The organism is Pseudoduganella sp. RAF19, from assembly GCF_052114165.1.
Lineage (GTDB): Bacteria > Pseudomonadota > Gammaproteobacteria > Burkholderiales > Burkholderiaceae_D > Rugamonas.
Window position 1 is genome coordinate 61,446 of record NZ_JBFREF010000010.1, and the last position, 10,340, is coordinate 71,785.

Annotated in this window: 7 protein-coding genes; all 7 read right to left on the reverse strand. The window is 61.2% G+C overall.

Features of this window, described 5'->3' with window-relative positions:
• Window positions 1-8 precede the first annotated feature (8 nt).
• Window positions 9-2,999 (reverse strand): ExeM/NucH family extracellular endonuclease, encoded by a 2,991-nt coding sequence (locus tag AB4Z19_RS24990; RefSeq protein ID WP_442036390.1) that lies wholly within the window; start codon window positions 2,997-2,999, stop codon window positions 9-11.
• A gap of 193 nt (window positions 3,000-3,192) precedes the next feature.
• Window positions 3,193-4,197 (reverse strand): TIGR03790 family protein, encoded by a 1,005-nt coding sequence (locus AB4Z19_RS24995; protein WP_442036392.1) that lies wholly within the window; start codon window positions 4,195-4,197, stop codon window positions 3,193-3,195.
• Window positions 4,194-5,612: a mannose-1-phosphate guanylyltransferase/mannose-6-phosphate isomerase gene (locus AB4Z19_RS25000; protein WP_442036394.1), complete on the reverse strand. Its 1,419-nt coding sequence runs from the start codon at window positions 5,610-5,612 to the stop codon at window positions 4,194-4,196. The genes AB4Z19_RS24995 and AB4Z19_RS25000 overlap by 4 nt, the downstream gene beginning before the upstream one ends.
• 24 nt (window positions 5,613-5,636) lie before the next feature.
• Window positions 5,637-6,788 (reverse strand): sugar phosphate nucleotidyltransferase, encoded by a 1,152-nt coding sequence (locus AB4Z19_RS25005; protein WP_442036396.1) that lies wholly within the window; start codon window positions 6,786-6,788, stop codon window positions 5,637-5,639.
• A 15-nt stretch (window positions 6,789-6,803) separates the two neighbouring features.
• Window positions 6,804-7,802: a UDP-glucose 4-epimerase GalE gene (gene galE, locus AB4Z19_RS25010; RefSeq protein WP_442027263.1), complete on the reverse strand. Its 999-nt coding sequence runs from the start codon at window positions 7,800-7,802 to the stop codon at window positions 6,804-6,806.
• Window positions 7,799-9,046, reverse strand: a complete 1,248-nt coding sequence (locus AB4Z19_RS25015) for a glycosyltransferase family 4 protein (RefSeq protein ID WP_442027265.1) — start codon at window positions 9,044-9,046, stop codon at window positions 7,799-7,801. The genes galE and AB4Z19_RS25015 overlap by 4 nt, the downstream gene beginning before the upstream one ends.
• Entirely contained in the window at window positions 9,030-10,340 is a 1,311-nt protein-coding gene (locus AB4Z19_RS25020) for a nucleotide sugar dehydrogenase (RefSeq protein WP_442027267.1), read from the reverse strand. Before AB4Z19_RS25020 ends, AB4Z19_RS25015 begins: the two co-directional genes overlap by 17 nt.

Genomic DNA, 10,340 nt, shown 5'->3' on the forward strand with positions numbered 1-10,340 from the left:
TTATTCCCTTAGAAGTTACCGCTGAAAACTTTGAGCGTATAGCTGATGGCGCCCAGCGATGGATCGTTGAATTGCAGTGGAACGGTCACAGTGCCGCCGGCGGATACCAGGCCGTTAGGCACGGTGATCACAGGGTTGCCGTTGTCGGTGCCGGTCGCATTCGCCAGGGTCACGCCTGGGGTCAGGGACTGGAACTCCAGCTGCAGTGGGCCGGCCACGGCTGCGTCGCCATTGTTCGTCAGCTGCACGCTGCTGGTTGCTTTCTTGGTGATGCGGTTGAACACATAGCCGGTGGTGACAGTCTTCAGCTGGCCGGTCACGTCGGTGTACGGCGCTTGCAGGTCCAGGCTCACTACCACAGGATCGTGGTCGGAAGCGCGGTAAGGCAGCGGGGTGTACAAGTCTTGCGGCTTGCCATCCAGGTTGTAGTCGATCACGGTCGGCTCGTCTGCGTTCAGGTGCCATTCCGCGGCGCCCACCACTTGCGACTTCAGTGCGCCACTGGCCAGTGCGTGGTCCAGATAGCCGCTGGTGCCGTCGAAGATGAAGGAGTGCGGGATTTCAACCGGACGCACGAAGCGCTCCAGTTGGTTCTCGAAGCCCTGGTTGGTGATGATGGCGATTGGATCTTCCATGCCGTAGGCGTTGAAGTCACCGATCAGCAGTACATCAGGATCGCTGGCAGCGGCCACCACTTGCGGCACGAAGCTGCTTACCAAGCGGGTAGCCTGCTGCATACGGGTGGCGTTCCAGCAGCTCTGGTAGTCGCCGTTATCCGCATCCGCACCGCTGCCGCTTGGGCAGGAGCCCTTGGACTTCAGGTGATTCACCACCAGGGAGAACTTGGCGCCGTTGGCAGCCTGGAAGGTCTGCGCCATTGGCGGACGGTTGTTGATCGCGTCAGCATCGGACATCGAGCTGCCCACCAGGGTCAGCTTGGATGGCTTGTAGATCATCGCCACGCGGATCGCGTCAGTGCCTGTTGCAGCCGGCTTCGGTACTACCTGATAGACCGGTGCGCCGATGGCCACGTTCAGGCTGTCGACCAGATACTGCACGGTGGTGTCGCCGTTGTTCTGGATTTCCATCAGGCCGTAGACGTCGGCGTCGATGGCCTTCAGTTCAGCCACGATCTTGTCGCGCTGGCGGGTGAACTCGGCGAGGCTGTCCGCGCCGCGGCAGTTGCTCTTCGAGTTGGATGCGCCCAGCTGGCAGCCCTGGCCGGTCTGGCCAAACACGTTGTTACCGTTGGTGAAGGTGGTGAAGAAGTTCAGCACGTTGGCGCTTGCCACTTTCACATTACCCTGTGGCAGAACCGGTGCGCCTTCACGTGGGTTATCACGCGAGAACATTGGTGCTTCGGTCGGCTGGATCTTGAATGCGGCACCGCCGCCGCCGATCGCGCCGTAGTCCACCACGCCGGTCAGACCCTGGATCGAATCGCCCACACGCACGGTGTTGTCCTGACCGATGTAAGGAATCACGGTCGGGGTGACGAAGATGCCGTCATCCAGCACGATGGTGTCGGCTTCGTTGGCAGCATTCAGCGCAGTCGCTTGTGCGCTGCGTGCCGGGAAGCGGTTGGTCGGCTGTTCGTGACGGCTGGAGCCCAGCGTCAGTTCGCCGCGCGTGCCCAGGAATTCGGACTGGTTCACCACCAGCGGATTCACGAAGTGCACCAGCATCCCTTCCAGCGCCGGCAGGTTGGCGCCCTGCAGGGTGATGTTGGTCGCTGCCACGCTGTTACCGCTGCTCAGGCTAACGATAGTGGTCGCGTCTTTCAGTTCGGTGTAGGAACGGTTTGCGCCGCTTGGGGTGAACTCGCTCACGGTGGCGGTGATGCGCACCTGGTCGCCCACGTTCACGCTGCTTGGGGTGCTGCCCATGTAGACGAAGACCGCGTCGGACGTGCTCGGATCGTTGTCGCCGTTCTTATCCTGCAGGAAGAAGCCGGTGCCCACTTTGGCAGTCACGATACCTTCGGTGGTCTGCACGGTATTGGCGAACGGGCTGGTTGCGCCGGAGCCCTGGATCTGCGGGATGCTCTGGGTGACGCCAGCCAGCGGCGACACGGTCACATTGACGGTGCAGCTGCTGTTCTGCGACTGGTTATTCGCCCACTGCACGGTGACTGGATAGCTGCCCGGTGCCACGGCCGAGGAGAAGCTCACATTGGCGCTGGCAGTGCCGCCTTCAGCGCCGGCCGCGGTGAAGTTGGTCAGAGTCACGCCTGGCACGGTTGCGGAAGTAATGGCCGCGCCATTCACGATGCCGTCTTCATCAGTCGCGCTCAGCGGAATATTCATCGCGAAGCCCTGCGCCACGCCCATCGACGCCGGGCAAGTGGTCACGATCGGCTTGACGACCGGTGCGCCGCACACGTTCAGCGGCGCGCTGGTGTTGCGCGGAGCCGGGCTGCCGATGGTGAAGTCGGCGGCGTTGTTGTCGCTGTCGTCGCAACCGTTGTTGTTGCGGATTGCGCCGGTCGTGTTGGACGCAGCCGCGGCTGCGCCGGTACCTTCAAAGCCGGTGGTCGAAGTGCCGCCCCATCCGACCAGGTCAACCACCGCGCCACCGGAAGGATTGGTCACTGCAGGCAGCTTGGCGGTAGTGTTGGTCAGCGCAACTTTGCCTGAACCAGCACCCATAGCAATGCCAGTGCCTGGCAGACTGAAATCCGGGCTGATCGCGACGCTACCGCCGCTGCCATCCGAGGCACGGACCAGGTAATACTGGCCGGCCTGCAAGGTGATGTTAGGAAGGCTGCCGACCGTCCAGCTAGTACCGGCGGCAGACGCATACTGCACAGCCCAGCCATTCAGCGTGACCGCGCTGCTGCTGCGGTTGAACAGCTCAATGAAATCGGACTTGATGGTCGCGCCGCTGTTGCCGCCGCCGCCATACACCTGGCTGATCACGATATCGGAGGACGCCGAAGCGCTAAAGCTGGCCAGCAGGCCAGCCAGCACCGTCAGGCGCAGTGACTGTTTTTTGTTCATGTTGACCCCGGAAATATTTACAGAAAGGAATTTTTTGTTGTTTTCCGTATATTATCGGGATGTTATGACTACTTAATGACAGTTCATTAGTCCGATCGGACTAATCCTTCGCAAACTTGCGCGGTACGCAGGGCAACCTCGCGGCCCAGTCCGACGGCGGGCGCCGCTGGCGAGGGCATCACAATCGCATCGCTTAGTGCGGATATGGCGCGGCGAGCGGTTCGCCGATGAAGACGCCTTGCGCCGGCCAGGCGACGCTGCGCCAGTAGGCTTCGATGGCGCTGGTGCCGCGCAGGTAAGCGCGCAGGAGGATTTCGGGATGGGGGAATTTCTGCCAGTGGTTGCAGGGTTCGGCCACGGTGCCGTAGCTGGCCGTGGCGCCGGCTTCCAGCCAGCGCAGGCTGCTCATTTGATGATCCGCCAGCAGATCACCGCCAAACGAGGTCAGATGATCAGCCAACGCGCCGGGCAGGAACTTGAGCGTTTCGAGCTTGTCGACCCGCGCCATCCCTGTTTCGTAAATCATCACATCGCTGGCGTTTTCCAGCGTGTCCTGTTTCAGGCTGTGGATCGTCAGCTTGCGCTGGGCCACGATGCCGTCGCGCGGGAAGAAATGGGCGCGGCTGTTGCGTGCCACTTCGCTCGTGGTCAGATAGTAGGCGCCGGCACGAGGCGTGCTGAAACCCGCCGCCATACCGCGCGAAATCACGGACTTTGCCAGATCGACGGAAGTTGTTGGCAGCAGCATTGCCAGCCGCAAGCCATTGGCCGATGGCGGCGCGCCGGGCGGCAGATTAAATAAGGGATTGCGTTTGCCCGGCCCGCAAGGCTTGGCGCACTGGCCGGCATCGAAGCCCAAAGTGTAGGCCGAGGTGATGCCGTTGCACTCGACGGCATACGGAGCGGTCCAGACCATCAATACGGCCTGCACGCCGGATGGCATGTGCGCATCGATCTCGGACTTCAGGTGGGAAAATTCGGCGGCATCCAGCTTGCGCGGACTGCCAGGGATACGAACGTGAATCACGTTGGCGGCGGGCACACCGCGCTGCTTGCGGTATTCCTCGCCGATCGTCACGCTGTTCGGCTCCTCGTCATTGATCACGAGGGCCAGCTGGGACGGCGCAAGCTGCGCGTGCGCTGCACCGGCAAAAGTCAGCGCAGTCAACAACGCAGCATTGCGCAGTGTCCGGATCACGTGCGGGAGTAGACGTCCTCGAAGCGCACGATATCGTCCTCGCCCAGGTAAGAGCCCGACTGCACCTCGATCAGATGCAGCGGCACCTTGCCAGGATTCTCCAGGCGGTGGTTCATGCCGATCGGGATGTAGGTGGACTCGTTCTCTGTCAGCAGCTTCACGGAATCGCCGCAGGTCACGCGCGCGGTGCCGCTCACCACCACCCAGTGCTCAGCGCGATGGTGGTGCATCTGCAGCGACAGCTTGCCGCCCGGGTTCACGGTAATGCGCTTGACCTGGAAGCGCTCGCCCATGTCGATGCCTTCGTAGCAGCCCCAAGGACGATATACCTTGGTGTGATAAATGTGCTCGGTGCGGTCCTTGTCCTTCAAGTGATCGACCACCTGCTTGACGCGCTGCACCTGGTCGCGATGCGCCACCAGCACGGCGTCGGCGGTTTCGACCACGACCACATCCTTCACGCCCACCAGAGCCACGATGCGGCCTTCGGCGCGCACCAGCGAGTTCTGAACGTTATCCAGGTACACGTCGCCACGGGTCACGTTGCCCGCTTCGTCCTTCGGCTGCACCTCGTGCAGTGCGGACCAGGAACCCACGTCGCTCCAGCCAATGGAAGCCGGCACCACAACGGCATGCCTGGTATGCTCCATCACGGCGTAGTCGATGGAATCGGATGGGCAGGCGGTGAACGCCGTCTCGTCGAGGCGGCAGAAATCCAGGTCGCGGTAGCCCTTGGTCACCGCTTCGGCGGACGACTTGGCGATTTCAGGCGCGTACTGGTCCAGCTCCTTCAGGAAGGCGTCGGCGCGGAACAGGAACATGCCGCTGTTCCAGGAGAAGTTGCCGGCAGCGATAAAGCCCTGCGCGGTTTCGCGGTCCGGCTTCTCGACGAACTTCGCCACCTTGTAGCACTTCTCGCCGTTGGCCAGCGAATCGCCGCTCTGGATATAGCCATAGCCGGTTTCCGGGCCGGTCGGCACGATGCCGAAGGTCGCCAGCGCGCCCTCTTTCACCAGGCCAGACGCACGCTGGATAGCGGCGTGGAAGGCTTCCACATCGGTGATCACGTGATCGGCCGGCAGGACCAGCATCACGGCTTCCGGATCGATGGCTTTCAAATAGTTTGCGGCGGCAGCCACGGCAGGCGCGGTATTGCGGCCCACCGGCTCCAGCAGGATGCCCAGCGGATTGACCTTGATTTCGCGCAGCTGCTCGGCCACCAGGAAACGGTGCTCGTTGCCGCAAACGATCAGGGGCTGCATCATCTCCGCACGGCCAGCCGTGCGGAGGGCCGTGTCCTGCAGCATGGTCTTCTCGGAGACCAGGGGCAGCAATTGCTTCGGCAAAGCCGCGCGCGACAGGGGCCACAGGCGGGTGCCGGCGCCGCCGGACAGGATAACGGGATAAATTTTCATGCTTTTATTATGTTCTAAAATGAACTAAGTTATTGAATTTGCTTCGGTTTCCATGCGTCGGCGGCTGGCGCGGCGGTCCCTTGCGTTGGACCATTCGCCCAATTCATATTGTGAAATATGCTTCATTTCGCCAATTCGGTCGACACTATAATCCTTAAATACGATTAATTCGTCCAGCGTAACGTCTGGTAACACACGAGTATATTCGAACAAGACGCTGCGGACTACCTTGGCACCGGCGCAAATATGGCTGCCGTGGCCGATCCAGGTTGGTCCTATGATAGTAGCACCGGCATCGACTTTCGAGCCCGAACCGATATATACCGGCCCGATGATGCGCGTGCCGTCGTCCCAGTCGATGCTGGTGTTCAGGCCCACCCACAGGCCATCGGCCACCTGCACGCCCGGCACGTTCATATTGGTCACCTCGCCCATCAGCACACCCTGCAGCACTTCCCAGTAATCCTTCACGCTGCCGATATCGATCCAGTTGAACTTGCGGGTCTGGCTGTAGAAGGCCATGCCTTTCGACGCCAGCAGCGGGAACAGCTCCGAGCCGATGTCGAACACGCGGCCGGATGGAATCATGTCGATCACTTCCGGCTCGAACAGATAGATGCCGGTGCTGGCGCAGTTGGATTTGGCCGCCGCGCGCGATGGCTTTTCCTGGAATTCGCTGATGCGGCCATCTTCATCGCTGACCACCACGCCGTAGCTGCTCACCTTCTCCCACGGTACTTCGTGCGTGATGACGGTAGCGAGCGCGCCTTTGCGGCGATGCTCGTGCAAGGCCGATTTCAGATCGAGGTCGATCATGGCGTCGCCGCACAGCACCAGCGTCGTCTCGTCGAAGAAACCGCCGAATTCCTGGATTTTCTTGATACCGCCGGCCGAACCCAGAGGCTCCGGCACGACTTCCCCGTCATCGTTGGTATAGCCTTCGAAGGAATAGCCGATCTGCACGCCGAACTGGTGTCCCTCGCCGAAATACTCCTCGATTTTCTCGTGCAGGTAGCTGACGTTGACCATGATGTCCGTCACACCGTACTTGGCCAGATGCTCCACCAGATAAGCCATCACCGGCTTGCCGAGGATGGGAATCATCGGTTTTGGCAATTCATAAGTCAAAGGGCGTACCCGCGTTCCTTTGCCGGCCGCCAGAATCATCGCTTTCATAATCGTTCCTTTCGGCTATTTGGATGAGGACTGCCAGCGCCAGGCATCCTGGCACATGCGCGCCACATCGTATTGAGCCTTCCAGCCAAGCTCACGCTCGGCGAGGCCAGTATCTGCATAACATTCGGCGATGTCTCCGGGTCGCCTTGCGACAATCTTGTAGGGGACCGGCTTGCCGCTGGCCGTTTCGAAGGCGCGCACCATCTCCAGCACACTGCTGCCGCGCCCTGTTCCCAGGTTGTAGGTATGTAAGCCTGGCGTGGCCGCCAGTTTGTCCAGTGCTTTGACGTGGCCCACCGCCAGATCGACCACGTGGATGTAATCGCGCACGCCGGTGCCGTCCGGCGTCGGCCAGTCGCTGCCGAATACGTTCAGATGATCGCGCCGCCCTTCCGCCACCTGGGCGATATAAGGCAGCAGATTGTTCGGGATGCCGCTCGGCGCTTCGCCAATCAGGCCGCTGGCATGCGCTCCGATCGGATTGAAGTAGCGCAGCAGCGCAATGCGCCAGCTGGCGTCGGCCTGCGCGGTATCGCGCAGGATTTCTTCGATCATCAGCTTGCTGTGGCCATAAGGATTGGTGGCCTGCAGCGGGAAGTCTTCCGTGATCGGCACGCGCGCCGGATCGCCGTACACCGTGGCGGAAGAGCTGAACACCAGCGTCTTCACGCCTGCCGCCGCCATGGTTTCGAACAGCACCACGCTGCCGCCGACATTGTTGTCGTAGTAGCGCAAGGGCTGCTCGGTCGATTCACCCACTGCCTTCAGGCCCGCGAAGTGCACCACCGCGTCGAACTTGTGCACGCTGAACAGTGCCTCCATCGCCTGGCGATTGCGGATATCCGCTTGCTGGAAGGAGAATTCGCGGCCGGTGATGCGGGCCACTCGATGGCGCACCGAGATGTCGGCATTGGTCAGGTTATCGACCACCACCACGTCATGGCCGGCCTGCATCAGCTCAACGACCGTGTGAGAGCCGATATAACCCATGCCGCCAGTAACGAGGATGTTCATTCCGCTTCCTTATTGCTCAATTGGCGCAGCGCACTGGGACGCGGGGCCGTATCCGAATACAGGCGCTCGTACGCTGCCAGCAGCTTGGGCGCTTCGTACTTCCATTCCAGCTCGTTGACCACGCGGTTGCGGCCGTACTCGCCCATGCGCGCGCGGCGCTCGGGATCGTCCAGCAGCTCGGCGATCTTTTTCGCCATGTCCACCGGATCGTTCTTTTTCGCATACAGCGAGGCATCCTGGGCCGACACACGGCCTTCCACCAGATCGAATTGCACGATGGGCTTGGCCAGCGCCATGTACTCCATGATCTTGTTCATGGTGGATTTGTCGTTCATGTCGTTGGCCACGTCCGGATTCACGCAGACATCGGCCGTGTTCAGCATTTCCAGCAGCTGCTGGTCGGGCACGCGGCCAGTGAAGGTGACGTAGTCCGCCACGCCCAGTTCCTGCGCCAGCGCCTGCATCTGCTCCAGCGACGTACCGCCGCCGACCAGACCGAATTGCACATCGGTGCGGCCCATGTCGTGCACCATGTGGCGTACGGATGCCAGCAGCAGGTCGATGCCCTCCTGCGCGCCCATCACGCCGACATAGCCGACCAGGTATTTGCGGCCCTTCTTCAGCGCCTCCACCGGCGGCAGCACGCGCAGGCGGTCCAGCTTGGGTCCGGAGCGCACCACGTAGACCTTGTCCGGGTCCATGCCGCCGCGTTCGATGGCGATCTTCTTGTACGAATCGTTGGTGGCGATCGACACGTCGGCCGTGTTGAACGACCAGCGCTCGAACAGCACCATCAGCTTGTAGAAGAAATCGCGCCGCCCGAATTTGGCTTCATACAGTTCCGGATTGATGTCGTGGTGATCGAACAGGAACCTCTTGCCCATGGTGAGCTTGAAGAAGCCGCCGATCAGGAACAGCAGGTCGGGTGGATTGCAGGCATGGATGATGTCGAAACCGCGCTGGAACAGCACCTTCAGCGCCAGGCGGAAGGTGTGGAACAGCGCCAGTGAATACTCGATCGCATAGCCCTTGGCGCCCTCCGCTTCAAGCGGCAGCTTGTAGCGGTAGATATGGATGCCTTCCAGTTCTTCGTAGCGCTTCTCGTAGCCCTTCCCAGTCGGACAAATGATGGACACCTCGTAACCGTGCGCCCGCAGCGTGGTCGCCTCCTGCCACACGCGCCGGTCGAACGGCGACGGCAGGTTCTCGACCAGGATCAGGACACGCTTACCAGCAGATGCCATCGTAAGCCCCTCCGCTATGTTCCTTGCTGATGCGGACCAGGTCCACCAGGTTCTGGCCTGGTTTCAGCATATTCGGCACATCCTTGAATTCGGCAGCGCCGTTTCCAATCACGATGGTGTCGGCGAAATCAAGCACGCCCGCCATCGAGGTCATCATCAGCTTGGAGATGTGGGGAATCATGTTCAGGATGTAGTCCTGGTTGGCGCCGGTCAGCGCGGCCAGGTTCACATTGCGGTCGTACAGGCGCAGCTCATAGCCTTTGCCGATCAGTTGCTCGATCACGTCGACCAGCGGCGACTCGCGCAAGTCGTCGGTGCCGGCCTTGAAGGAGAAGCCCAGAATGCCGACCTTCTTGCTGCCCTTGTCCATCACCATCTTCAGGCCCTTCTCGACCTGCTTGGTGTTGGACGGCAGGATGGAATTCAGCAGCGGCAGTTCCAGGTCCAGCGCGCGAGCCTTGTAGGTCAGCGCGCGCACGTCCTTCGGCAGGCAGGAGCCGCCGAACGCGAAGCCCGGCTTCATGTAGTAGGAGGAAAGATTCAGCTTGGTGTCTTGGCAGAAGATCTCCATCACTTCATGGCCGTCGATGCCGACCGCCTTGCAGATATTGCCGATCTCGTTGGCGAAAGCCACCTTCAGCGCGTGCCAGGTGTTGTCGGTGTACTTGACCATTTCAGCCGTTTCCACGCTGGTGCGGACCACCGGCGCATCCATTTTTTCGTACAGCTTGAGCAGCATTTCGCCGGCGCGTTCATCGGTCTCGCCGATCACGGTCTTGGGCGGATGGTGATAGTCATGCACCGCCGTGCCTTCGCGCAGGAATTCCGGGTTGTTGCAGACGCCGAAGTCCTCGCCCGCTTTTTTACCGGACGATTCTTCCAGCGCCGGAATCACTACCGAACGCATGGAGCCTGGCAGCATGGTGCTGCGCGCGACCACGACGTGGAAGCCCTTCTTGTCCTTGATCGCGGCGCCGATTTGCTCGCATACCTTGCGCACTGCGCTCAGGTCGAGATTGCCGTTCAGCTGCGACGGCGTGCCAACGCAGATCAGCGACATATCGGTGTTCATGACGGCATGGCGCACGTCGTCGGTCGCATGCAGGCGGCCGTCCTTCACCGTGGCAGCGATCATCTCGCCGATGTCTTTTTCGATGATGGGCGTCTGGCCCTGGTTGATCAGATCAACCTTGGTGCGGTTGGGATCAACGCCGATCACTTCGTGGCCATCCGTTGCGAGGCAACCTGCCGAAACAGCGCCTACATAGCCCATGCCAAAGATACTGATTTTCAA